Annotated in this window: 25 protein-coding genes; 14 read left to right on the top strand and 11 right to left on the bottom strand. The window is 45.1% G+C overall.

Annotated elements, in window-relative coordinates; all coding sequences use genetic code 11:
- The first annotated feature begins 50 nt into the window (after positions 1 to 50).
- Positions 51 to 2030, top strand: a complete 1980-nt coding sequence (locus tag RMO79_RS08620) for a DICT sensory domain-containing protein (protein ID WP_396136555.1) — start codon at positions 51 to 53, stop codon at positions 2028 to 2030.
- Positions 2031 to 2151: 121 nt separating this feature from the next.
- Here the strand turns inward: RMO79_RS08620 and RMO79_RS08615 are convergent, their stop codons facing one another.
- Together RMO79_RS08615 and RMO79_RS08610 are read right to left on the bottom strand one after the other, a co-directional pair.
- A complete protein-coding gene (locus RMO79_RS08615) occupies positions 2152 to 2691 on the bottom strand; it encodes a GrpB family protein (protein ID WP_310482703.1) in 540 nt (179 codons plus the stop codon).
- A 7-nt stretch (positions 2692 to 2698) separates the two neighbouring features.
- Positions 2699 to 3739, bottom strand: coding sequence for a helix-turn-helix domain-containing protein (locus RMO79_RS08610; protein ID WP_310482702.1), 1041 nt, complete (start codon positions 3737 to 3739; stop codon positions 2699 to 2701).
- A 401-nt stretch (positions 3740 to 4140) separates the two neighbouring features.
- Here RMO79_RS08610 and RMO79_RS08605 point away from each other — a divergent pair, with 401 nt between their 5' ends.
- Positions 4141 to 5175 carry a PEP-CTERM sorting domain-containing protein gene (locus RMO79_RS08605; RefSeq protein ID WP_310482701.1) on the top strand — a complete coding sequence of 345 codons (1035 nt, stop codon included), beginning with the start codon at positions 4141 to 4143 and terminating at the stop codon, positions 5173 to 5175.
- Between the two features lie 3 nt (positions 5176 to 5178).
- Positions 5179 to 6057: a hypothetical protein gene (locus RMO79_RS08600; RefSeq protein ID WP_310482700.1), complete on the top strand. Its 879-nt coding sequence runs from the start codon at positions 5179 to 5181 to the stop codon at positions 6055 to 6057.
- Positions 6058 to 6132: 75 nt separating this feature from the next.
- Here RMO79_RS08600 and RMO79_RS08595 read toward each other — a convergent pair whose 3' ends face one another.
- Both RMO79_RS08595 and RMO79_RS08590 read right to left on the bottom strand, forming a co-directional pair.
- The gene (locus tag RMO79_RS08595) at positions 6133 to 7521 is read right to left on the bottom strand and encodes a 3' terminal RNA ribose 2'-O-methyltransferase Hen1 (protein WP_310482699.1); all 1389 of its coding nucleotides are present in this window, start codon (positions 7519 to 7521) and stop codon (positions 6133 to 6135) included.
- 166 nt (positions 7522 to 7687) lie between these two features.
- Positions 7688 to 7951 carry a hypothetical protein gene (locus tag RMO79_RS08590; RefSeq protein WP_310482698.1) on the bottom strand — a complete coding sequence of 88 codons (264 nt, stop codon included), beginning with the start codon at positions 7949 to 7951 and terminating at the stop codon, positions 7688 to 7690.
- Between the two features lie 255 nt (positions 7952 to 8206).
- Between RMO79_RS08590 and RMO79_RS08585 the strand changes: the two genes are divergently transcribed.
- On the top strand, positions 8207 to 8680 hold the full coding sequence (locus RMO79_RS08585) for a helix-turn-helix transcriptional regulator (protein WP_310482697.1): 474 nt from the start codon (positions 8207 to 8209) through the stop codon (positions 8678 to 8680).
- Positions 8681 to 8697: 17 nt separating this feature from the next.
- On the opposite strand, the gene RMO79_RS08580 is transcribed toward RMO79_RS08585, so the two are convergent.
- Positions 8698 to 10446: a DUF3084 domain-containing protein gene (locus RMO79_RS08580; protein ID WP_310482696.1), complete on the bottom strand. Its 1749-nt coding sequence runs from the start codon at positions 10444 to 10446 to the stop codon at positions 8698 to 8700.
- Between the two features lie 247 nt (positions 10447 to 10693).
- Here RMO79_RS08580 and cdaA point away from each other — a divergent pair, with 247 nt between their 5' ends.
- The 3 genes from cdaA (at position 10694) to RMO79_RS08565 (ending at position 14103) form a co-directional block, all read left to right on the top strand.
- Positions 10694 to 11596 (top strand): diadenylate cyclase CdaA, encoded by a 903-nt coding sequence (gene cdaA, locus RMO79_RS08575; protein ID WP_310482695.1) that lies wholly within the window; start codon positions 10694 to 10696, stop codon positions 11594 to 11596.
- Positions 11597 to 11659: 63 nt separating this feature from the next.
- Positions 11660 to 12409, top strand: a complete 750-nt coding sequence (locus RMO79_RS08570) for an isoprenyl transferase (RefSeq protein ID WP_310482694.1) — start codon at positions 11660 to 11662, stop codon at positions 12407 to 12409.
- 125 nt (positions 12410 to 12534) lie between these two features.
- On the top strand, positions 12535 to 14103 hold the full coding sequence (locus tag RMO79_RS08565; protein ID WP_310482693.1) for a peptide ligase PGM1-related protein: 1569 nt from the start codon (positions 12535 to 12537) through the stop codon (positions 14101 to 14103).
- Here the strand turns inward: RMO79_RS08565 and RMO79_RS08560 are convergent.
- Complete coding sequence (locus RMO79_RS08560) at positions 14074 to 14325, bottom strand: ribbon-helix-helix domain-containing protein (protein ID WP_310482692.1); 252 nt, start codon at positions 14323 to 14325, stop codon at positions 14074 to 14076. The genes RMO79_RS08565 and RMO79_RS08560 overlap by 30 nt on opposite strands.
- 62 nt (positions 14326 to 14387) lie before the next feature.
- On the bottom strand, positions 14388 to 15323 hold the full coding sequence (locus RMO79_RS08555; protein ID WP_310482691.1) for a carbohydrate kinase: 936 nt from the start codon (positions 15321 to 15323) through the stop codon (positions 14388 to 14390).
- A 125-nt stretch (positions 15324 to 15448) separates the two neighbouring features.
- Between RMO79_RS08555 and queA the strand changes: the two genes are divergently transcribed.
- Entirely contained in the window at positions 15449 to 16522 is a 1074-nt protein-coding gene (queA, locus tag RMO79_RS08550; protein WP_310482690.1) for a tRNA preQ1(34) S-adenosylmethionine ribosyltransferase-isomerase QueA, read from the top strand.
- 173 nt (positions 16523 to 16695) lie between these two features.
- On the opposite strand, the gene RMO79_RS08545 is transcribed toward queA, so the two are convergent.
- From RMO79_RS08545 to RMO79_RS08530, 4 genes are all read right to left on the bottom strand, one after another.
- On the bottom strand, positions 16696 to 17769 hold the full coding sequence (locus RMO79_RS08545) for a M14 family metallopeptidase (RefSeq protein WP_310482689.1): 1074 nt from the start codon (positions 17767 to 17769) through the stop codon (positions 16696 to 16698).
- A gap of 107 nt (positions 17770 to 17876) precedes the next feature.
- Positions 17877 to 18902 carry an agmatinase family protein gene (locus tag RMO79_RS08540; RefSeq protein WP_396136556.1) on the bottom strand — a complete coding sequence of 342 codons (1026 nt, stop codon included), beginning with the start codon at positions 18900 to 18902 and terminating at the stop codon, positions 17877 to 17879.
- A 12-nt stretch (positions 18903 to 18914) separates the two neighbouring features.
- Positions 18915 to 19262 carry a hypothetical protein gene (locus RMO79_RS08535; protein ID WP_310482687.1) on the bottom strand — a complete coding sequence of 116 codons (348 nt, stop codon included), beginning with the start codon at positions 19260 to 19262 and terminating at the stop codon, positions 18915 to 18917.
- A gap of 241 nt (positions 19263 to 19503) precedes the next feature.
- Positions 19504 to 20217, bottom strand: a complete 714-nt coding sequence (locus RMO79_RS08530; RefSeq protein ID WP_310482686.1) for a TIGR02466 family protein — start codon at positions 20215 to 20217, stop codon at positions 19504 to 19506.
- 200 nt (positions 20218 to 20417) lie between these two features.
- Here RMO79_RS08530 and RMO79_RS08525 point away from each other — a divergent pair, with 200 nt between their 5' ends.
- From RMO79_RS08525 to RMO79_RS08500, 6 genes are all read left to right on the top strand, one after another.
- The gene (locus RMO79_RS08525; RefSeq protein WP_310482685.1) at positions 20418 to 20612 is read left to right on the top strand and encodes a hypothetical protein; all 195 of its coding nucleotides are present in this window, start codon (positions 20418 to 20420) and stop codon (positions 20610 to 20612) included.
- Between the two features lie 127 nt (positions 20613 to 20739).
- The gene (locus tag RMO79_RS08520; RefSeq protein ID WP_310482705.1) at positions 20740 to 21252 is read left to right on the top strand and encodes an inorganic diphosphatase; all 513 of its coding nucleotides are present in this window, start codon (positions 20740 to 20742) and stop codon (positions 21250 to 21252) included.
- Between the two features lie 136 nt (positions 21253 to 21388).
- A complete protein-coding gene (panD, locus tag RMO79_RS08515) occupies positions 21389 to 21769 on the top strand; it encodes an aspartate 1-decarboxylase (protein ID WP_310482684.1) in 381 nt (126 codons plus the stop codon).
- Positions 21770 to 22174: 405 nt separating this feature from the next.
- Complete coding sequence (locus RMO79_RS08510) at positions 22175 to 22855, top strand: (2Fe-2S) ferredoxin domain-containing protein (protein WP_310482683.1); 681 nt, start codon at positions 22175 to 22177, stop codon at positions 22853 to 22855.
- A 10-nt stretch (positions 22856 to 22865) separates the two neighbouring features.
- Positions 22866 to 23300 carry a ferritin-like domain-containing protein gene (locus RMO79_RS08505; protein WP_310482682.1) on the top strand — a complete coding sequence of 145 codons (435 nt, stop codon included), beginning with the start codon at positions 22866 to 22868 and terminating at the stop codon, positions 23298 to 23300.
- A gap of 52 nt (positions 23301 to 23352) precedes the next feature.
- On the top strand, positions 23353 to 24503 hold a 1151-nt coding region (locus RMO79_RS08500), incomplete at its 3' end, for an iron uptake porin (RefSeq protein ID WP_310482681.1).

Genomic DNA, 24503 nt, shown 5'->3' with positions numbered 1-24503 from the left:
GGGTTATCTTCATATTCAGCCACTAACCACTTTCCCAAACCAGCAAACGGATGATAAACGACTCTAACTCTTTGATCCAGAACTTGCTGCAATCTTTTCCCCAGCTTAGGGCGCAAATTTATTTTAAAGCCAGCTTAACCGCGCTCTCTCATGCAATCGAAGACTTAGTATTGGCGGGGACAGAACAACCGTTAGTAATTGCTAATTTCCAGCAGGAACGATTCTACCGTCAGGAAACTGGGCGGTATCAACGGATTGCTAGACAAACCGATCGAGTTTATGTACTAGCAGCTCCCGAAACAGACTTCGCTTCGGCTCCCGCACCTTACGCTACCATTGGCATCTCACCAACAGACGAATTGGCGCAAGAATGGCATTTGGTAATTGTCGGACAGAATTATAGTGCTAGTTTAATCTGTCGGGAACATGCTGCACCTGTAGATACGATCGATTTAGATTCTGCCCGCCAATTTAGGGGGTTTTGGACGTTAGATCCTGAAGTGAGCAGACAAGCAGCATTGTTATTATTAGAGCGGATCGACCGTTATCGTCCCGATTTAAGAGAGCAGATTGCTTTAGACAAACAGCGTTATCAGCTTACTACCGAGCGGCTGCTCCCGCACGGACTAGCTACTAATTTAATCGATACTCAACTATTTATCGATCGACTCGTTACCTATCTCCAGGCAAGTCAATATAAGCAGGTAAACGCCTATCGTCGGATTGTAGCAGAAGAACGCAGAGAGCGGCTAGTCAATCAGATTGCCGCAGCGGTAAGACAATCGCTCGATCTCGAAGAGATTTTGGCAGTGACAATTCGCGAAGTTTCTCAATTGTTCCAGCAATGTCACTGCATCATATACACCCTGCCACAAGCAGGTTCCAGCTCCAATTTCGAGACGCGATCTGAGTATGAATTTGCACATAAAGCTAGTTTACTAGGGCAAAATTGGCAACTAGCGACTCATCCTCAATTCCAAACAATCCTCAATCGGGGTAACATAATTGCGATCGCCGATACCAGTCAGGATTCGGGCATTCAGTCTCATCTAGATCTCCAGCACCAATTAGCGCAGGTTCGGATTCAGGCTTGCTTGCTGGTACCGATTCTCGGTGGTGCTACTGCTAGCGATCGGCAGCAATGTCTGGCAATATTAGAAATACACTGCGATCGTCCTCGATTATGGTCGGCAGCCGATCGTACGTTACTAGCCACAGTTGCCACTCAAGTTGGCATCTCAATCCTCCAAGCCGAGGCATTTGTAAATCTCCAACAGCTCAACCAGCAGCTCGTCGCGATTAAACAAACCCAAAATAATCTCATTGCCATTGTCGGGCATGAGTTACGCACGCCACTTTCGACAATTCAGGTATGTCTGGAGAGTCTAGATTCAGAGCCAGATATGCCGATCGAATTTCAACAGTCGATGGTAGAAACCGCGCTAGCTGATTCGGAACGACTGCGACGGTTGATTCAAGACTTTTTATTACTATCCAGGTTAGAGAGCAATCTGACTACCTGGCAAATGGAACCCATCGATCTCGCCGATGCGATTTCGCTAGCTGTCAGCCATCTTCAGGCGGCTGCTCAACCTCGCGATTTACCCAAAGTCATCGTCGAGTTACCACCTGCACTACCGCTAGCGATCGCCGATAATGAAGCATTATTTCAGCTATTGAGTAAAATTTTGGATAATGCTTGTAAATTCACACCACCAACGGGAACGATTACGGTAACAATTGAAGAAACAAAAATCTCCACAGATCGAGTAAAAACCGACCTCCAACCGATGTTAGCGGTACAAATTACCGATACGGGACGCGGTATCGAACCCGATCGACTGGAGACCATTTTCGAGCGGTTTCACCAAGAGGAGGGCTTTCTCCAACGAGCTGTTGGCGGAGCTGGTTTGGGCTTGGCAATCTGTCGGCAATTAGCCCGACAATTGGGCGGACAAATTTGGGCGACTTCTCAAGGTAAAGGACGCGGCAGTCAGTTTTATGTGACTGTGCCAGTACTGGTAAATTAAGCGGCGTTGCTAGATCGGAGTATGAAAGAGATAGAGAAGGGAGCGGGGAGCGGGGAGCGGGGGAGGAGATGATTTTTTTGCTGGGAGAGCAGAGAATCACAACTCAAATCAGCAACGCCAATTAAGCTTTCCATTTTGCTGCTTTGTTATCTATTTCTTTGATAAACTTATCTTTACCATCCATATATTGTTCGATATCTGCTGGATATTGCCGTGCTAATTGTTGCTTTAGTTCGCTGTATTTTTGGGCATCTTCTCGATGAACTCTCAAGTAGTCGCGAAAGGCTAAGTGACGATCGATCTGGGGCGAACCAAGCTCGAAGATATGTACGTGATGGGTTCTAATTCCCTCAGAATTATCTTTTCGGAAAAACCGTCGCCCTGCAATTCCATATTCACCCATGCCGATGTAGCCTAATGCTGCGATCTCATTATTTAGATCGTCAACTTTAGCAAGATTTTTTACTGCTCCTAAAATATCGATAATAGGTTTGGCATAGATATTTGCAATTGAGGTACTACCAATATGATAGATATTTACCAAATTATCGCTCAATGCGATCGTCAATTGTGTCGATTCACAATCGAATAAACTTTGCCAATTTGGGTTGTGTGGAACTACTGCTACTTTCCTAATCACGATCGGTAATACTTCCCTCAACAAATTTTCACTGGAGAGCTAGATCCCTAGTTTGGCTTTTGGGTTGTTTATTGTGCGTATTAAACTTACGCCGATAACTACTAGGGGTTTGCCCTACGATCCGTTTAAATAAAATTCTAAAAGAAGAATAATCTTCATAACCAACCGCAACACCAATCTCATCGATCGGACGATCGTTTGTCTCTAATTGTACCTTCGCCCGTTCGATCCGGAGATTTTGAATATAAGCAATCGGGGTAAATCCGGTTGCTTGCTTAAATCTTCGATTGAAAGTGCGCGATTCTAGCCCAGAAATCTGACATGCGGCGACAACGGCATGGGGCTGATGGGCATTGTGAGTCAGCCACCGTTGAGCTGCCCGGATCTTGGCATCACGATGTTGAAAATTGACTAGAAAGCCAGCAAAAGTAGGAGTTTGGAGATTGAGATGCGATCGAATTAAAAATACGCTAGCTGTCTGAATTGCTGCTGTGGTGCCAGCATAGCAATTGATTAGATATAGGACTAGATCTTGGTACGTACAATCACCACCGACTGTAATCAGTTTTTGTGCTGCCCCAGACTGGACGAGGACTCGATTTGGGCACAAAATAACTTTGGGATAATGGCTTTTAAATATCTCAATATAAGCCGAATGAATCGTAGCTTCTCGATCGTCTAATAATCCTGTTGCTGCCATCATCGCGATTCCAGAACATGCGGCACAAACTACTGCACCCTGTTGATACATCTTCCAAATCCAGGCAAACATCTGCTGATATTGGCTATCTGAAAATTGTACGGGTATTTGGGCGATCGAGGGCAAATAGACAATATCCGTATGCTGGATCTCGACAATCGATCGGTGTGGATAGATGTTGATTTCTGCAAAACAAACCACCGGATCTTGAGATGTACTGACGATTTCAGCCTTAAAGAATGCTGTTGTTAGATCTGGGGTATCGATCGTGTCACTCCCTGCGAACCCGACAGCACGAAACATTTCTAGTGCTTCGATCGACGATCCCGCTAAAACATTGGGTAGCACAACCAAGCTAATATGGAACATTCCTTTTGCATTTGTGCCATAGATATCTCGATGATAATAATTCTCTCACTTATTTCACAGAATAAAAATCATCGCAATACTTTATTACATCGATCGAAGTAATAGCCTATATCTTGCTATCAAAAAATATAATTCAAATTAGTACTATTTGTTACTAGTTGAGGTTAAAATTCAGCTATGTAGCTGAATTAGGCTTAGATATTTTCTAGCTTTTGATGCCTAACACTTCTCCTGACAGCTCTTCTTTTTCTATTTTGTCACGAATGCCTTAATAATGACATTTTACCCACTTTCATAATCAGGAGGACAAACATCAATATAGATTGTATTCTTCATGAACATCAAAAAATCTAATATCCAAATCTTTTTTTAGAAATTACAAAAGTAGATCTTAAATTGTTATGAAGATAGAATCAATCGCGATCCGATCGGATAATTTGAAGAAACGTATTTTTGCTTGCAAAAGTTTTTTGTTTCTTTTAACAGGTGCATCATTATTAGCTCCATCCCCTAGCTTAGCTTTTAGTATCAACAGATCGGAAGGACAGATCGAATTCTCGGTCAGACCTGTGTTGCCAATCACACCACCTGTCAGAAGTTATGACAGTACAACCAGCCCTACTAGTGTCAAAGATGGATTGCTTACTCCTAATCGAGGGTATCCGTTGATTTCCGAAGCATCGCCACTTGCGCCCGTTCAGAAAAAAGATGGCCCAATTTCTCCACCGTTAAGCGATGTCTGGACTGTGAACCCTCCAGGAAAGGGTACTGCAAATATCACGCTTCAGGCGATTGCATTCCCTACGGTTGCAGGAATCATTTGGAACGGAGATAATATCTTTCTCAATGACTTAGTTAATGATGGCAATGCTGTTCGTAATGCATCATTTGGTTCTGCCAACTTCAAAACTACTGTTGGAGCTTTGTACACGGAACTTGCATTTTTGAATGTGCAAGGAGGTATTTATACAGAACGACCAGATCCTTGGGTGACGGGTTCTCTGATTGGTAAATTTAATGATGCAGCTAAACCGCATACCCTAGAGATATTATTTGGTTATGATGGCAAAGACAGAGGGCGAGAGGACTTCATCACAGCATTTCTTGATGGGATCGAGCAGCCATCAAATAGCGGAAATTTTACAGGTAACTTATTCGCTGGTGCAAACACATTTAGTGCTTCAGGTGTGCTGTTGAGTAACGATTTCTTTCCGCTTAATATTGGTGATAATGTCTCAATAGAGGGTACTTTTAGCTGCGTTGCTTTTAATGGATATTGTGGTGGTAATGGAGGTTTCGATTCACAGCAAGTTCCTGAGCCTTCTGCTGTGTTGGGGACTTTTACCACTGCGGTGCTTGGTGCTGGTTTGCTGATAAAGCGCAAGCTGAAAAAAAAGTTGGATCTAGTTAGTTTCGATCTACATTCTAAGGATTAATTCATGCAAAACTTAGAATATTATGTCAGTCGTTATTCGCCAATCGTGTCCACATCTGTGGTAGTGCTGGGAATAATGAGTTTACTTTCACCCCCTGCGTCTGCGGCAAGGTTAGCTACTGAAGCCATAGATGTCTTAAAAGAAGCACAAGGGGCGGATACGGCTTTTATCGGACGATACTTTGGTCCCGACCAAGATTCAGTCTTATCTTTTAATAGCAACATAGATCCATCTGGTAATAGTTTCAATTACTCTTTAGTTCCAGGATCTAAGTATTTAGGACTAGATACAACTCTAAGTACATCAGGGAATTTCAACAGCTCTACTAACGCTTGGGATGTTATTTCATTAGGTTCGGTGGGTAGTCAACCTTGGAGTGCAAATGCATCTGGAACATTTAATTCTGACAAGGGAGATTATAATTGGAAAACGCCACCTATTCCTTTTCCGCCATCTTTTGGACTTGTTTCATTAGATTATCATTCTAGTGTCATATACGATGATAGACCTTTGTCAGCGAAATTTAGCTCGGCAGATGTTAGTTTTACTATTAACAACAATTCTGTCCTTACAGCAAAAGCCGACGATTACTTACAAAGACTAGATGATGGTTTTCCACCAAAGTTTGACTGGTATTGGAGATTGAAAGATGTGAAATTTAGTGCTTTGAATAATATTCAACCATATGAATTTCAGATAATATCTTTAGGTGAAACCCCAGTTACAGGTAATGGTGTATTTTCAACAAGGATTACCCCTCTTGCAGTACCCGAACCATCTTCTATTTTAAGTACGTTAGTCTTTAGTGCTTTTGGTACATGTGTAGTTCTAAAGCGCAAGCTGAAGGAGAAGAAGTTATGTGAGCTAGACACTGTTGTTTAGTACTCCGCTCTTTCTACAGAAACCTGGATTTAAGATCTGGGTTTCTCTTTGTTTGGATATTCAAACAATCTGTCATCACACCATAACATTGAATATAACCATCTGAGTTGGCGAACCAACTTCAGGATCGACATTACCGATTGGCTGAAATTCTACGCTATAGTTATACCGATCGGCAATCGCATTTGCCCAAGTTTGAAACTCGACCCTTGTCCATTCAAAACGATGATCGGGATGACGGAGTTTGCCTGGGGGGAGATTTTCAAATTTGACGTTATATTCTACATTGGGAGTAGTGACGATCGCGATTCGCGGTTTGGCAAATTCAAATAATACTCGCTCGAAGGCTGGGAGTCGATCGAGTTCCATGTGTTCGATGACTTCAATTACTGTTGCTGCATCATAGCCAGAAATGCGCGCATCGCGATAAGTTAAGGAGCCTTGAATTAATTGCAACCGTCCTTTTTGATGGCTGGGCAATCTTTCTAATACTCGTTCCTGGGCATATTCTAATGAACGATAGGTGACATCCATCCCTAAAATTTCTGATAAAGTTGGTTCTTTAAGTAATAACTTGAGCAGCTTTCCCTCCCCACAGCCTAAATCGACAATTTTTTGGACGCTGTTGGCTTTCAAGACGGCGACGACGCTTTCCATCCGCTGTTGATTGAGACTCAGCGGTTGCTCGATAATTTCTTCTTGGGTTTCTCGCTCTGGCGTTTCGGTAGCGACTTCTTCTACAGCAATTTGCGCCAATGCATCGCGAGTCAAACCGCGCTGGCGTTTGAGGTAGCGACTGGTAATTTCTTCCTTGAGCGGATGGGTACTCAGCCAACCTTCGCCGTGGCGGAGTAATTTTTCGATCTCGTCTTCATTAACGTAGTAATGTTTGTCGTCATCCAACACCGGAATCATCACATGGAGATGACTGAGCAAATCACACAATTTAATGGTATGAGTGAGTTCGACATCGTAATAAGAGCTATTCCCCCAATCAGGAAACGCTGTATCGAGTGCCAACCGCTGCACTTCTACTTTGTACCCTAACGGCTCGAATAAGCCCCGGAGAAAGCCTTCTCGCCCCCGACTGGGTAAAACGGGAATCCTGGCGACGAGGGGGATGGGGGTATCGGCTAAAGCTTGTTTTTCCGCACACCTACCAGTCATTGCGGTGCGGAACACTTGAGAAATCGCAACACTCAAGAAAGAAGATGCCGCATAAGGTCGATCGCTGACGTATGCTTCTAGTGTCTGTCTTTTTGCGCCAGCTTTACCTCTGGCTAAATCTACAGGGTTAATATCTAATACTAGAGCCGCCGTACAACTAGTTTCGCTAGCTTCGGGGTAAAATACTTGCGCGGTACCGAAGGAAAGCTCGAATGCCTGACATTTTTCGGGGTGTTTGAAGAGCAAATATCCCAGATCTGTCGCGGGTTGATGGGTGGTAGAAATAGTCAACAGCATCGGATCGATAATTTTCTGACGAATACATATCTACTGTACTCGATCGAGATTAACTCATATCTTGCATCGCAATAATAGTTACTGGTGTTTTAGGGAATAGGGAATAGAGAATAATTTAGATTTAAAATTGGTTTTAATTTTTTGGAGATCGAATTCGATCGCAATACTATTTAGATGATTGACGATCTTCAGTTGGAGTCAATATGTTTGTCGAGCCTGACTCGATAATTGGATCTGGGGTGTGGATCTCTTGGAGTGTGACTTTTTGAGTTGGCGCGAAAGAAAATTGACCTCGTGCATTAGAGGCGATCGCTAAAACTGTACCCAATACTAAATAAACTGGTAATGGTAATTCGATATCCTTAATCGATTGATATAATTGGGCGATTGCCAAGAGAATGAAGAAAATTGCAATCCAGAATTGAGCCATACATTTAAAACTGAGAGTGGCTAAAGAGGTTTGGTGCGATTACAGACAATCTTAGCTTATAGTGCGATCGCTAGCCCAGATCTATAATTTTGACTGCCCATATCCGAATAAATCTTAATTGTCAAGGGTGGAAAAACGGACATAAGTTAGTCACAAAACGAGAGCGACAATCCATAAAAATATCGTATTTATAACATTCATAGATTTGAAATAAAGGTGATAAGCTGTTAGGCGACGAGTTAGGAAACCTTAACTTTGGCAATTGTTGAAATAACCCCCGATTTTTCCAGTTTGACTACTACCGATCGACTATTAGCGTCGATCCGCGATCGTCCCGATGGTATCACAGTTAAGGAGTTAGCCGATAAATTAAACCGTCCGATCTCGATGCTCCAAATTTGTCTAAAAATTTTGATAGCTAGCCGAAAAGTAGCTATCAAACGGCAAAATGCGGTAACAGTATATGTATCAAAACCAGATCCCACTCATTCCTCACAGCCATTTTATCGCTCGACTAATTTTAGCGAAGATCGCGTAACACCGCTGCATCTGCGGGAAGTTGCTGGTTTGACAAAAGTCCAACTTGCCATCGAGTTGGGGATGAGTGTCAGAACGATCGATAGTTGGGAGCAAAAACGCTCGCAACCCAAGCTAGTTCCCTCTCAGCTCAAACAGATGATGTCTGTCTATCAATGTACGCTCGACGAATTAATTGCTGCTTTTGAGTAAGAGTATAAAAGTATACTTTACCGCTCGATTTCCGCATTTGAATAAGTACTAAATAATACATTGCCATTGGCAATTGCTTGCAATTTGATGACTAGCGGCCCTAATGTATTAGTATCCCGATCGACGATCGCCACGATCTCGATCGGATATTTTTGTTTTTTAACTAGTTCTAAAAATTGCACGTAAGTAGCTAATTGTCCATCGCCAATTTGAGGTCGATCTTCTAAAATTCCCGCTCGGCGCGCGCGGAGTTGGGCAGCGATTAATAAAACATTTAATTGTTGGCGGATTTGCACTTCACTCATCGCGATCGGATCGACATTTACTGCTGCAATTTTGGTATTACGAGCGAATACTTGCCGATCGGGTGCAACATCGATAAATATCTGGACATTGCGATCGCCGACGACATAATTACCAGTCGATAAAATTCGGACGATATAACTACGACGATTGCGGATTTTTGGCTCGATCGCATCGATAATTTGTTGTTTGGCTTGCGCCACCCGATCGGGATCGATTTCAATAATTTTTTGATTGCGATTCTCCAAGGGAGAGGCTACGCCAACGACATTATCGGGATTAGTTGCCGCGAGTGCATTGAGATTTGCCCGCACTAAGAGGTTGTCAATTTCTTTATTAATGACGGCGGCACTGCTGGCTGGGAGGCTTGTACTAGCTAAAATTCGATCGCGGAAAATACCGATATTTCCCTGCCGAATTTTTTGATATTCTTGTTCGATATTATTAACTTCTTTTTCTAAAGATGCCAATCCTTGGCGATTAGTTTTGACTTGTAATTCGGTTTTTTTAAGCTGTTGGTCTCTCCGTTTTAACTGTAAGGCACGAGTTTGAAATTCACGTTCTAGCTGTCGGTATTGCTTATCTTTTTCCTTGAGTTGCGCTCGCCGGACTTCGAGTTTGCGATCGAGTTGCTCGATTTGACTTTTCAGGCTCGATAGTTCTGTTTGTTGGGTTTGGAGTTGTACCTCCAGAATTACCAATCGCTCGGTCTGCTGTTCTAAATCTTGAGCTAGTTTTTTAGCAGTATTTTCATAAATTTGCATTTGCTCGGTTTGGCGCAGCAAATTTGGTTCTACAGTCGTCAGATCGAGCCGTTGTTGGAGTTGTGCTTTTTTACTAGTGGTGACATTAACCCTTTCCTGGAGCGGAAAGATGGCTGCTTCTAGTCCCGCAATTCGTTCTTTAATATCGCGCACCTGCTCGACAATTACCTGCTGCTGTGCGGTCGAATCGCTGCGGTTGCGAGACAGTTCGGTGACTTCCCGTACGAGATCTTGGCGTTGAGTAGAGACAGATTGTAATTGCTGTTTGGTATTAATAAAGTTTTGCGCGGCGATCGATTGTTTTAATAATTCATCTTTGAGCGATTTATCGATGCCTGAGAGTTGATTTTTAGCTTGAGATTGTTCGTTTCGCGCGATTTCTAGCTCTCGCTGGAAGCGGTCTTTTTGTTCGATCGCGCGATTGAGATTTTCTTTGGTATCTGAAAGTTTGCGCTGAATTTTTTGGAGATCGAAGACTCCCGTGCGGAGCTGCTCGCTGGCTCCAAAAATCAGTGTAAGTACGGAGGCTGAGATCAGTGTGCCAGTAACGATCGTTACTAACGTTGCCGTTTGACGCGGACGCAGTTTGAACAGAGTCAATCGCGCCTTACCGACCCGCGTGCCGATCCGATCGCCAGACACCGCAATGATGCCGCCTAGAATTAAAATTGCCCCGATTAGCAAATAGCCGCTGGTCATATCAATGTAACTCTAAATTTTGTGGCTGTGACAGCGGTGACTATTTAATGAAGGTTTGTACTGAATCGGCTTGGGGGCTTACTATTTATGATATCACAGCCATTCTGGTCGGGAGAATTTACGAAAGGTCGATCGACCCCGGATCGAAAAATAATTAGATCGCTGATAAATATTAGCCCAAATTAATTGTCGATCGGCTCCAATGTGCCATAGAATCTAGGGATTGGTTGTAGTGGATTAGTTGCCAATGACTTTGGGCTTTGGGTTTGATTCCCAGTTGACTGAATCCTGGATTCGCCAAAGTCTAGACCTGGGATTAGTAATTGCCCTCACCTTTTTGGTGTTATTGGCGGTCAGAGATCGTCGAACGCTATGGATGGTAAGAGGGCTAATCGTATTGATGGTGGCCGCCGCGATCGGCGAACGGTGTCAATTGCGCCTACTGAGCTTCGTTCTAGACAAATTGGTAGTAGGTGCCTCTCTCGCGATGTCAGTAGTATTTCAGTCAGAATTTCGCCGCTTTTTAGAGCAATTGGGGCGGGGTAATTTGCTGCCTTCCTCGATTCGATCGACCCGCCGCGTCAGCGATACAGCCGATCGATCGATCGACCAAATTGTCGATGCCGTCAAAGAATTATCCCAACAGCGAATTGGTGCTTTAATGATTCTCGAAACCAACGAGATGATGGACGAGCGCGATTTTGCCGTGCCCGGTGTCAAATTAGATGCTAAGTTATCGAAGGAATTGATTCAAACCATATTCCAGACTACAACTCTACTGCACGATGGTGCAGTATTTATTCGCGGCGATCGGCTCATCGCGGCTGGGGTAATTTTACCCTTGTCGGATCGGGCGGCTTCGCGGCAGCTAGGAACCCGTCACCGAGCGGCGATGGGAATTACCGAACGCACGAACAATTGTCTGTGCGTCGTCGTCTCGGAGGAAACAGGTTCGATTTCGCTAGCCGAAGGCGGCATCCTCGATCGCCCCCTGACTAGCAGTAAACTGAAGGAGCTATTGGAAACTCGGTTTGCCCCGATTGGGGAACGCGAATCTGTCGCTCCGAGTATCCGCAACTTAGGGCGGCGATTTAAACATCGCGCGATCGCGATGTTTCGTCGCTTGCTACAATTACCGGAAAACAAATGATCTATGAATTCACCACGGCACGACAATTCATCATTCATCATTCATCATTCCTAACTTCTTTAGATGACTTCCAACGCTACCAGCCTCATCGAACTACCTACCGATTTAGATTGCACTCATTTACCAAAACATATTGCCGCGATCATGGATGGGAATGGCAGATGGGCAAAACGCCGAGGCTTTCCCCGGATGATGGGGCACAAGCACGGTGCCAATGCCCTGCGAGAGCTGCTGCGTTGTTGTAAAGATTGGGGAATTGGCGCGTTAACCGTCTATGCGTTTTCGACTGAAAATTGGGGTAGATCGATCGAGGAAGTCGATTTTTTGATGACTTTATTTGAAAATTTATTTCAGATTGAACTGGCAGAAATGGTTGCCGAGCAGGTGAAATTAGATGTAGTGGGGAACTTAGATAACGTTCCACCCTCGCTTCGTAGCGCGATCGATCGGGCGGTAACTGCCACTCAAGATAATCAAGGCGTGCGCTTTACAGTCGCGATTAATTATGGCGGCAGACAAGAAATCGTCCGCGCCTGCCAGACGATCGCCACTCAAGTGCAGCAGGGACTGATAAAATCTACCGATATCGATGAAAATACGATCTCTAAGCATCTCCACACCGCCGATTTACCAGATCCCGATCTCTTAATTCGCACCAGTGGCGAAATGCGGATTAGTAACTTTTTGTTGTGGCAATTGGCATACGCCGAAATCTATGTTACCGATACATTATGGCCCGATTTCGATCGCCGCGCTTTTCATCTGGCTTTGCTCGATTACCAACAACGCCATCGGCGATTTGGTAAAGCGTAAGGTTAGTGAATAGTGAATAGTGAATGGCGATCTGAGTTTTAATCTTCCCAGTCCCCTATTCCTTACTTCCCACACCTCCCACACTCCCCAGTCCCCCAAATTAATTTAACTGGAGCTACAGCCCGATGTTGGATGGCGATGAGTCTCGATCGATGACAAGCGATGAATTTCAGCAATTGCAGTCGCGCTTGCCAAGTTTGTGGCACAGCTTCGACGCACAGATTGATAGCGATTGCGATATTTTAGTCATACCATCGTTGAGTCTCGATCGCGGCGAACTGCTCAAGGTTGAAGGGTGCATTCATTACGAGGAGAGATTGCTATTTTCGCTGATGCGATTATCCAATCCGCGCACGCGGGTAATTTATGTTACATCAGTGCCGTTAGCCCCGATCGCGATCGATTATTATCTCCAATTATTGCCCGGAATTCCCTTCTCTCACGCCCGCGAACGGTTGCTGTTATTCTCGACAGACGATTATTCGCTCCAAGCCCTGAGCCAAAAAATCCTCGATCGTCCGCGCCTGCTCGATCGAATTCGGCAATCATTACGCCCCGATCGATCGGTGATGATGTGTTACAACTCTACCGCGATCGAACGCGATTTAGCTTTAAAATTAGACATTCCACTGTACGCACTCGATCCCGATTTACTCTACTGGGGCACTAAAGCAGGCAGTCGGCAGATTTTCGCCGAATGTGGGTTACCCCATCCCGATGGGAGCGAGTTGGTATATAGCGATCTCGATCTCGCCCAAGTGACGGCAGATTTGTGGGCGCGACAACCCCACCTAAAACGGCTGGTAGTCAAGCTCAATGAAGGTTTTTCGGGCGAAGGTAACGCCATCCTCGATTTACGTCCCTTAGGCGATCCTAGCAGTCATTCAGAACGTATCCAGGCGATTTGTCAAGCATTCCCTCAAATGAGTTTTCAGGGACATCGCGAAACCTGGACGAACTTTCAGGGTAAAATCGGTCATCTCGGTGCGATCGTCGAAGCTTTTATCGAGGGCGAGGGCAAACAATCGCCCAGCGTACAAGGGTGTATTACACCAATGGGCACGGTCGAAATTCTCTCTACCCACGATCAGATTTTAGGCGGTTGCGACGGGCAAATCTTTTTAGGCTGTCAGTTTCCAGCCGCCGCAGGTTATCGGCTCCAACTTCAGGAATTAGGTTTAGAAATCGGGAAAAATTTGGCATCAAAAGGTGCGATCGAAAGATTTGCGGTAGATTTTATTGCAGTGCCGAATAATGAGGGTAAATGGGATTTACAGGCGATCGAAATCAATCTTCGCAAAGGTGGCACGACTCATCCATTTATGATGCTCAAGTTTCTGACTAATGGTGACTATCAAATGGATGATGGGCTGTTTTATTCTCAACAACGCACGCCTAAATATTATGTGGCATCGGATAATCTTCATCGCCCCGAATATCGCGGTTTACTTCCCAACGACTTGATGGATATTATCGCCCATCATCGGTTGCATTTCGATACTAGTACCGAGACGGGGACTGTTTTTCATCTACTGGGTTGTCTGTCGGAATTTGGTAAAGTCGGGCTGACTAGTATCGGTAATTCTATGGCTGAAGCTCAGGCAATTTATAATAAAGTCGAAGAAGTTTTAGATCTCGAAACTCAAATTGTTAATACGCGATCTTTACTGCCAATTTCCTGGAAATGTCGCTAGGTATCGATCCAACACTTCCCAATCGGTAATTGCTGCTTGCTGCCATTCTTCTTCCTCTGCCGATATTTGTTCGTCTAGAGCCAAACAAGCCGAAAGCATTGCTTGTTGCTGCTGTTTCTTCTGCCAAGCCGATAGCAATAATTCAATTAATTGGCTGCGGTTCTCCACTCGTTCGTCGATATACCGAACCAATTCATTGGGCAATGAAATAGATATCTTCACGATTTTGGTGCCAATACTACTTACAATGCCACTAGAAGGAACGATCGAGAAATTTACCGTACCTACGCGCTCAGAAATTGTAAAATCTCTGCATCGGTAGGTTGAGAATCGATCGCCCCAGCTTGTTGGGTAGTTAAAGCTCCTGCTGCTGCTGCATAACGAATTATTTGCGCGCCTGATGTTATTCCACTGCCTAATTGATGGATTAATCCGGCGACAAAAGCATCGCCAGCACCTGTCGTATCGATCGCTGCTACTTTAAAAGCAGGTTGAGATCCGCTCTCTCCATTCAACCAATATGCTAGCTCGTTACCACCATCTGTAACGAAAATTCCCAGCGCATTCGGTAAGTATTGCTGAAGCAATTGTGGAGAGGTTTCTTCATAGATTAATTCGGCTTCTTCTTTGGCAAACTTGACATAATGAGCTACTGCTAATAGTTGCTGAATCTGGGGAATTGCTGTTGTGGGCGATGTCCAAAAAGTCGGTCGCCAATTAATATCTACCACAATTTTTACCCCGTGGGTTGCGGCAAATTCTACCGCTTGCCAGGTACTCGCCGCGCTACTCGGATATGCTAAAGCAAGTGTCCCCAATAGTAAAAAATCAGCACCGATAAATAGTTCGCCAGCGACTTGACTCAATTGGCTATCGGCAAATTTGTCGGTGGGAATATCGCCAAAGCCACCAAAAACTCGATCGCCTCCAGCAGTTCTAATCACCTGAACCTGACGGGTGGGAGCTGTGGGATGATATTGGAGTCCGGTAATGTCTACACCCTCGCTAGCTAATTTAGCCGCCAATTTCGCGCCAGCTTCATCTTCACCGACACAGCCGATAAATCTCGATCGATCGCCCATTTTTACCAGCGCGCAGGCGACATTTGCAGGTGCGCCGCCCGGTAGTGGTGTCCAAGATTTGACGTGTTCGCTACTGACTCCGATCTCGCACGCTAATAAATCGAATAGAACTTCACCAAGACAAATGACCGTAGACATTTAGGGGGTGGGGGTAGAGGATAAGGTGGGAGGCTTAGGGATCGGGGAGAAGGGGAGACAGGGTAGATGGGTTGGGAGTTAAAATATCGATCGTCAATCGTAAATTCAATCGGAACTAAATGAAGATGGATGCTAATATCGACCGACTATTAACCAGTTATCATTATGACTTACCGGAGGAACTCATCGCGCAGACTCCCGTAGTACCGAGAGATCGATCGCGGCTATTAGTCATCGAACCCGATGAGGGGTATCAACATCGTCACTTTCATGAGCTTGGCGATTTTTTAGAGCCTGGAGATTTACTGGTATTTAATGATACTCGCGTGATCCCGGCTCGAATTTATGGTGCCAAAACCACTGGCGCACCTGTTGAAATTTTATTACTTTCAGAACGAGAGCATAATTGCTGGTTGGCATTGGTAAAACCCGGACGCAAGCTGAAAATCGGTACCCAAATTGTTTTTCCTTCGCACGATCCTCATGGGAAAATTTCCCAGATTACGGCGACGATTATCGATCGAGACGAGCAGACAGGCGGTAGATTATTGCGATTTGAATTACCAGATGATATACCGTTAATTCAAGTGCTGGCTGACTTTGGCGAACTCCCGCTACCGCCATATATTAATGCTACTACTTCTACTCCCGAACAGTACCAAACCGTCTATGCCAAAGTACCTGGAGCGGTAGCAGCACCGACAGCGGGGTTACACTTTACGCCCGAATTACTCGATCGATTGACAGCGCAGGGCATCCAGCAAGCTTATGTAACTCTACACGTTGGGGTGGGGACTTTTCGCCCGGTGGAAGCTGAAGATATTACCACCCACAAAATGCACCACGAATGGCTGACAATTTCTAGTGAGACGATCGATCTCATTCAAGCTACCAAAGCCTCTGGAGGTAAGGTATATGCAGTTGGAACTACAGCAGTCCGCGCACTAGAAACAGCGGCTCAGACGGGCGAATTGCTGCCTTACAGTGGCGATACGAATATCTTTATCTATCCCGGATATCAATGGCGCGTCGTCGATGGGCTAATTACTAATTTTCACTTACCAGGATCGAGCTTGATGATGTTAGTTAGTGCCGCGATCGGGAGGCAGCGATTATTAGACTTATATCAGATCGCGATCGAGGATCGCTATCGGTTTTATTCGTTTGGGGATGCAATGTTAATTCGATCGCAGATTTAACTCAAGTTGTTATCGATTGAAACGACAACGATTGAAACGCCAACGATTGAAATCGTGGCTAATGATGCGAAGTCCGCCTTCGCGGACTAAAATATCTAGTCCGCGAAGGCGGACTTTGCATTCCGAGGAGTGATTTTAATCACTTTGAGGTTAGGAGTAGCAACTTGGGTTATTTAAGATTGCAAAGCATTAATTCCCGCCCAGCATAACTTTACACCTCGATCGAGGACTATTTCTCGCCACTGCTGACTTTGGGGTACAAAAACCTCTAATAATTCTTCCTTTGCCCAATCGTTGGATCGATCTGCTGGGCTTCCCCACCAGTGAGCGCGATTTTCAGCGCGGAGTGCTTTCAAAACGCGCAACATGGAATACGTGCCAAATTCAGCCAGGATAAAATCATAGCGTCTATCGGCAAATTCAGCCTGACACCAGCGTCCGAGCGTCCCGCGCGGCTGATAAACTCGATCTTCGGCATCGAGTGTTAATAAGTCTCCAAATCGCTCGGCTAGCCATTGGTAACGTGGCGAATCGCTGGTGAGTTCGGCAAATAATTGATACGTTCCCCACTTACCCAAACCGGAATGTAAATCTAAATGAATTACCTGTTGCGCCGCTCCCAGCCAGCTCCGAAAATGAGTCGCGAGGATTTTTTGAGTTTGGGATGCAGCCTTACCCCCAAAAAATAAACCTTGGGGAAATTCATATTGTCCGACGGGTAAGGTACTTTTGAGCGCAGACATGCCATATCGACCGATCGCCCCTAGCGATTTTAGCAAAAAAGGTTCGAGTCTCGATGGTGCCGATCGCGGATTGAGAAAACCATCGAGCGATGAATACGCAGATGGCGCACCCGCATACACCTCATCCGTTAGCAGAAAATTGCGATTGAGGTCGATGTTATCTTCATTCCAGCGGCGATGCCAAGCACAACCAAAGGGATTGAGAGTGTGGATCGTGACGATCGCCAAATCTGAGGGTAATCGATCGGTTGCCAAATATCGATCGATTGTTGCCAATTGTACCGCCGAGCCAAATAAGCCTTCTGCGCCATGTAACCCGCTCGAAATTACTAGAGCTTTGCTGGCATTAGCATTGCCAAAAATTGCGACATCGATCGTCAAATTTTGCTCTTTAACTGGTACAGCCGCCGTAATTTCATAAGATTCGATCCGACCGCCATACCGCTCTGCTGCTGCTATCCAGCGCGATCGAGCCGTGAAATAATCCGGAGAAAAATAATTCATCAGCTAGCATTGTAACGAGTTTCAATCATAAAGCCATCTGGAGTGATAAAACTCTATAATCTTGCTCCACTTTCTTCCTTTCATCGTAAAGATAATATGTTGGTATCTTACAAATTCATTAAATTAATTAACTTATAAACAATTCTTGCCCCCACATTACCATCCCATTCAGCATTTCCCACTTCACAAACATCAAATCCAATTATCTCTCTTCCACTACGAATCACTTCGCGACATAAGCAAAAAGCTTGCTCTAATTCTAAACCACCAGGCACCGGAGTCCCCGTACTCGGACATAATTTTGGATCTAATCCATCAGCATCGAAACTAATATAAACTTTTGGAGGTAAATGTGCGATCGCCTCTTGGCAGATACTCATCCAAGTTATACCTGAATACATCTGTTGTTTGAGCAGCGAATCATAATATGCGATCGCGCGTCCATTCGATTGTTCGATCGTATCAGTTTCTACTTTAGATACATCCCGAATTCCCACTTGTACCAGTTTAGAAATTTGGGGGATTTTGAGCGCATTAAACATAATCGATGCATGAGAAAACTCAAAGCCTTCATAAGCATCGCGTAAATCTGAATGAGCGTCTACATGCAAGATGCCATAGTCGGGATATCGATCGGCTAAGGCTTGAATGTAGCCTAATGGCACGCTATGATCGCCACCGATGACACCGACTTTTTTACCAGCATTCATCGCGGCTTGAGTGCGATCGAACAACCACTGATTTAGATCCTTCCCAGCTTGATTTATCTTTGCTAAAACTGGTGTTAAATCTGGTTCTAAAGCTAGCGATTTGCCTTGCTCCAATCGATCGATAATTAATGCTGCTTGTTGACGATAATAATTATTTTTTGCCAGTAAATCTGGATCGATCTGTGGCATGTAGATCCCCCCCCGCCAACCTTGGGGATTATCGAAATCGTATAAGTCTAATTGGGGAGAAGCATCGAGAATTTGCTGGGGAGCTGCGGCTGTTCCAGGATTGTATGAAACAGTCACTTCCCACGGTACGCCAAAGACAATCGTTTGTGCTGAATCGTAATCGAACGGCAAGCCAAATAAATTGCCATTAACTTGCCCGACACCACTAGGATCGTAACCATCCAAATTATTCATCATCTCTCTAGTCTAACTAACTTGTGCCATCGCCCGAAGATGACGGAGCGAACGAATACACGCAGGGCAATCGCAACCAAACATGGCTGCGGCATCATCGCTTTCTTTATCGCTAAAATTGACAAAAGCGTCAGGATCTTTTGCTTCGGCTTCGGCTCTGGCAATGAGAGCCGCTCGCGGATCGGTGCTAGCTATGCGCGCTGTTTTGACACAGATGAGCCTGTTGTGAGTATTGACACAAAATTCATCTCGTTTTGCAGGCTTTGTTCCCGCTAGAGCGGGTTCTGTCGCCGCAACTATCGGCAAAATCGCCGTCAGAACAGTCGGTGCTGATAAAAAGAGAAGTAAAAATCTTTTCATAAATTAATTATTCTTAAAGATACAGGCTACTTAAACCCGAACATTAACCGATCGCCGCCAGGTAAGTCAACTGGCTGGTTACCAAAATTTTGCCCGCTCCGAGCCGAAAACTATCGATATCTGTATGTGCCAAAAGTGAATATTACACTCTTGGACTTAGTTTACTTTCCTTAATGTTCCCAGTTTTTGGGCTTTAGGCTCCACTTTAGGCTTTAGGAAATTTTACTTCTTACTTCCTCGACTAACTCAAACCGTTAGACTTAAACTTCTGCCACTGACTCGGCGGTGGTGTCAAAAACTCGTAGGCACCTGAAGCCGAGCCGTTGGCTGTCAGCACGATATCGAAAGATAAAGAGACGCGTAGCTCTTCCGTTTCATTCATGGTAACCGCATGATGCTGCTTGGCGGGAAACATTAATAATCGCCCTTCTACGGGTAAATAAGCTGCTTGAAGCTGGTTGAAGTAGTTATCTTCGGCAATAATATCGGTATTTTCACTACCCAACCCCGGACTCACCTCATTTACCCGTGCCTCGTCGATAAATACCAGTCGCCCCGGATCGTAAGTACCCTCGGCAGGTACTTTAATATAGTAAACAGCACTAATATGTGCCGTATTGTGGCAATGAGCACCGACTTCTTGCTCGGTGCGAGAGACGATCGGCCATGCTCGTTGAATATAGAGATCTACCTTATTTAGATCCACACCCAGCTCTAATAAATAGTTTGCTGTATGCGCCTCTACTTGCCCGACAATCCACGCAAAAGTCGGATTGGTATGAATCTGCTCTACGCCATGTAGATCGCCCGTCCACGCCATTTCTGGGTAATTGCGGCGTTCGGCACCAGATTGCTCTAGTTGCAGTACCTCAGCGAGTAAGGTTTGTTGATGTTTGGCGGCATCTGGCAGATCGTCATAATAAATCGCCAGTGGAAACAAAGTCTCGATCGGCATAAAAATTTTCCCCTTAAATATCGACATTTCCCCGATCGAGTGTAGCAACTAGCTGACCGAGATCGCGCTGTTTGCGAATAAATGTGAGCTAGGTAACAACTATCGAGTCATTAATGGGTAAAATAGATGTAGTGGTGCAAATTAAATTTCCGCTTAATCTCGGAATTTAGCACCAATGTCGAGTTAAATACATTTATTTCATGGACTCTAGTGCCCCCTCTGGCAAATCTAAAACCGAACCTCCTCCACAACACCAACACAAATGGGGAGAATTCTGGGGTAGCGCGATCGCGATTTTCACGCTAATTTTACCTGTCGCGGCGATCGTTCACTATTCACCAGCCAGCAGCGTTCAAGCTTTACCAACTTTACCACCAGCAGTAGTCACCGAATGAGTAAATAGACCGATTCGGATGCTGAAAAGTAATTAAGTGCGAGTATATCCAATTCCCAATCCCTAGTAAAATGCAAGCAGGGGCGATTCATGCCTCTGCGTATTTATATAAATTGGAGAATTTTGTTTTGGACTTATCGCTCATTCCCGCTCAACCTAAATTTGGAATTATCAACGTTTTAATCGAAATTCCTGCTGGTAGCAAGAACAAGTATGAATTTGATAAAGATATGAATGCCATGGCACTCGATCGAGTGTTATCCTCTTCCGTACAATATCCTTGCGATTACGGTTTCATCCCCAACACCTTGGGTAACGATGGCGATCCGCTCGATGGTATGGTGATGATGGATCAGCCGACATTTCCTGGTTGTGTGATTGCCTGTCGCCCGATCGGGATGTTAGAAATGATTGATGGTGGCGATCGTGATGAGAAAATTTTGTGCGTCCCCGATAAAGACCCCCGTTATGCGAATGTGACATCGCTCAAAGATATCGCCCAACACCGTTTGGACGAAATCTCTGAATTTTTCAAAACCTATAAAAATTTAGAAAAAAAAGTCACTGAAATTCTCGGCTGGAAAGATGTCGATGCAGTCATGCCACTAGTGCAAGAATGCGTTGCAGCAGCGAAGAAATAAACCTTTGCTGTCGTGGGGATGGATCTTTGACTCATCCCCCTTCACGAGAGAATTTACCCCGAATCCCGATCGAATCCGTTGGCAAAGCCTTTCGGAACGAAAATCGTCAACCACCAATGACCACCCCCCAACAACTATGCAACGCACGTTATTGGCTGCTAAAATTCACAGTTGTATGATTACAGATGCTAACCTTCACTACATGGGCAGCATTAGTATCGACGAGCTGTTATTGAAAGCAGTCGGCATTATGCCTTACGAGCAAGTGCATGTCGTTAATGTCAACAATGGCGAAAGATTTATTACCTATGCGATTGCGGCTGCGGCTGGTTCTGGCGCGATCGAGTTAAATGGAGCCGCCGCAAGATTGGGCGTAAAGGGCGATAAACTCATTGTGATGACTTATGCTCAATTTGAAACGTCTGAGTGCTTCAAACACCATCCTCAAGTAATCATCGTAGACGATCGCAATCAAATCATCGAACATAAATCCGAGATCCCAACTGGCTTGGGTTGAGTTAGTGGATAGTGGATTAATTTTGGAACGATCCTCTATCTCCCAGTCCCCCAGTCTCCCCGTTTCCTCGTCCCCCGTTCCCATCTTGCTAATAGTTGTCATTTGTTTGCCAATCCTGGTATAGTGTCCTAGAGCAGATTAATGACTACTTTTACTAATAAATTCAAATTGACTTCATTACCGAGTGAATTGTGGGCAAACTTAAAATAGAGTTGATTAATGGCTTCGATCTCCGAGATCTTGCTAGAAAGCAGACTATGAATAGCTTTCCCCAACGAATGAGGAATCCGATCGTCATGACAGTCGGTGGGTTTGGTTGCTGAACATTATGCCCCAAATCGAGCTAGTAATAAGAATAATTAGCAGTTATTGAGACAATCGCAATTTGAATGGCATCTATAAAATATGAGCAATCCGCAGCACAAACTCATTCGCCCCTTAACAGGTTATTTTCTCGGTTGGGGAGACGATCTCACAACCCATCGTTATATTAGACTGGGAACCGACGATCGTGGAGAGCTACTAGTCAAAGTTGCCAAGCGGTTGCGATCGCACATTCAAGATTGGCAGCCGGGGATGTTAGTAAATTTACTCACTCAAGAACGGATCGATCGAGTTACAGGTTGTCGAAAAATCAAAGTCAAACAATTATTTGTCACACCGAGTATCGATCGATCGGTGGATCTAATCGCCGATCCTATTGTCAGTACTCCAATAGCACCAACCAAAATTCAAGTTTGTCAGGGTTCTAGTTGTCGCCGTCGAGGTAGTGAGAAAATTTGTCAGATGATGCAAAAGCATGTAAAGCAAAACGATCTGACAGATAAAGTCCGGATTGAATCGGTGAAATGTCTCCACCAGTGTAAAGCCGCACCACAAGCGATCGTCATTAGTCCAAGCACGGCAGCAATTCCAGGGAAAACTCACTATCGCCAACTTCAACCCACCCAAGTGCAAGCACTTCTAGCCAAACACTTCCCAATTGCTAACAAATCGGAGTCGATCGGTTCTAATATAGTTGAAAGGATCGATAATTATTTTCAACAGTGGTCGATCTCTACAGCCACCGTTCTTCCGCAGCCCTGACTCATCGGTAATGAAAGACTTAAACCAAGATAAAGCGATCGATATCCTCCGCTCCCTGATGGAATTTGAATTAGCAGGCGTAGTGCGATACACACACTATGCTCTAATGGTAACTGGCCCTAACCGGATTCCGATCGTCGATTTCTTCAAAGCACAGGCATCAGAATCGCTCTTGCACGCCCAGCAAGTAGGCGAGATTCTGACTGGGCTAGAAGGTCATCCCTCGCTGCAAATTGCACCAATGGAGGAAAGTTACAAACATTCAGTTAGAGACATCTTACAAGAGAGTTTAGCCCACGAACGAAATGCATTAGACATGTACAAAAAACTCCTCGATATCGTCGAGGATGCGAGCGTTTATCTCGAAGAGTTCGCTCGAACGATGATCGGCACAGAAGAGTTACATAACATTGAAATTAAAAAAATGTTACGCGACTTTAGCTGAGACAATCGCAATTTTATTTCACTGTTTTCTAATTAAAAAATACTTACTTCCCATGACCCGAAAATTCAATTGGCTGGCGACGACCGCAGGTAGCATGTTAGCCATGCTGCTACTGATTACTGGTGCTCAAGCTGCCACATCTGGCTCGTTAGCCGCCAATTCTAACACTACTACGCTCGATTTATCCCAACAAAACCAGCTCATCGCCCTAAGTAGAAAGAAGAAAAAACGGCTCAAGCCCAAAGCCAAAAAAATGGCAACTACTAAGCGAGCAACTACCACACCAGTAACCACAACACCAGTAACTACCGCACCCACAACTACTACAACAGAGTTAACCCAAACAACACCCCCACCCGCTCCCCCAGAACCGACGGCACCCACGCAAGTTGCTCCCCCAGCAGCTACCCCACCAGCCGAACCAGCCAAAGCAGCAGAGCCAGCTCCCAACCAATTCTCGTTAACTACCAAACTGCAAGGACAAGTAATTTTTGGAGCGACGGGGACATTTGCTGGCGATTACAATCGCAATCCCGCCTTTGGAAATCGGACGAGGCTCGAACTCAAAACCGAGATCGGTAGCGGTACCCTCACCACCCGACTCCAAGCAGTAGGGTTGGGATCGTCTACTCAAAACCCTAGTGCAGGTACCCCTGCTGTCGCGACTAACGAAGGCAGCTTATCCTGGACTGATGGTACCACTGATAGCAAAATCGGCGTTGACGCACTTAAATATGAATATCCGCTCACCCCGCAAACACAGCTAGTCGTCGCCGCAAATGCTGGTGCCTCCGATGACTTTACCGATACAATCAATCCTTACTTTGATGGCGATGGTGCGAGCGGCTCGATTTCCACTTTTGGCAACCGTCCCTCGATTTACTATACAGTCCAAGGTCAAGGTGTTGGTATTAGGCACAAATTAAGCGATAGCACCGAACTTAGCGTCGGCTATTTAGCCCGGAGCGGTAACGATCCAGCGACAGGTAGTGGTTTACTTGGCGGTGGTTATGGTGCGCTAGCACAAGTCACCTTGAAAACGGGCGAAAACTCTAAAGTTGGTTTAACTTATACGCGGACTTTCAATTCCGATCCGGGTACGGGTAGTCTTAATGCTAACTTGGGTGGAATTAGTAATAACTTTGGGTTGCAAGGTTCTTTTCAACTGAGTCCCGAATTCGCCCTCGGTGGTTGGGCGGGATA

It is taken from the genome of Chamaesiphon sp. VAR_48_metabat_403, from assembly GCF_031422475.1.
Lineage (GTDB): Bacteria > Cyanobacteriota > Cyanobacteriia > Cyanobacteriales > Chamaesiphonaceae > Chamaesiphon.
This window is presented reverse-complemented; position numbering and strand designations above follow the sequence as displayed.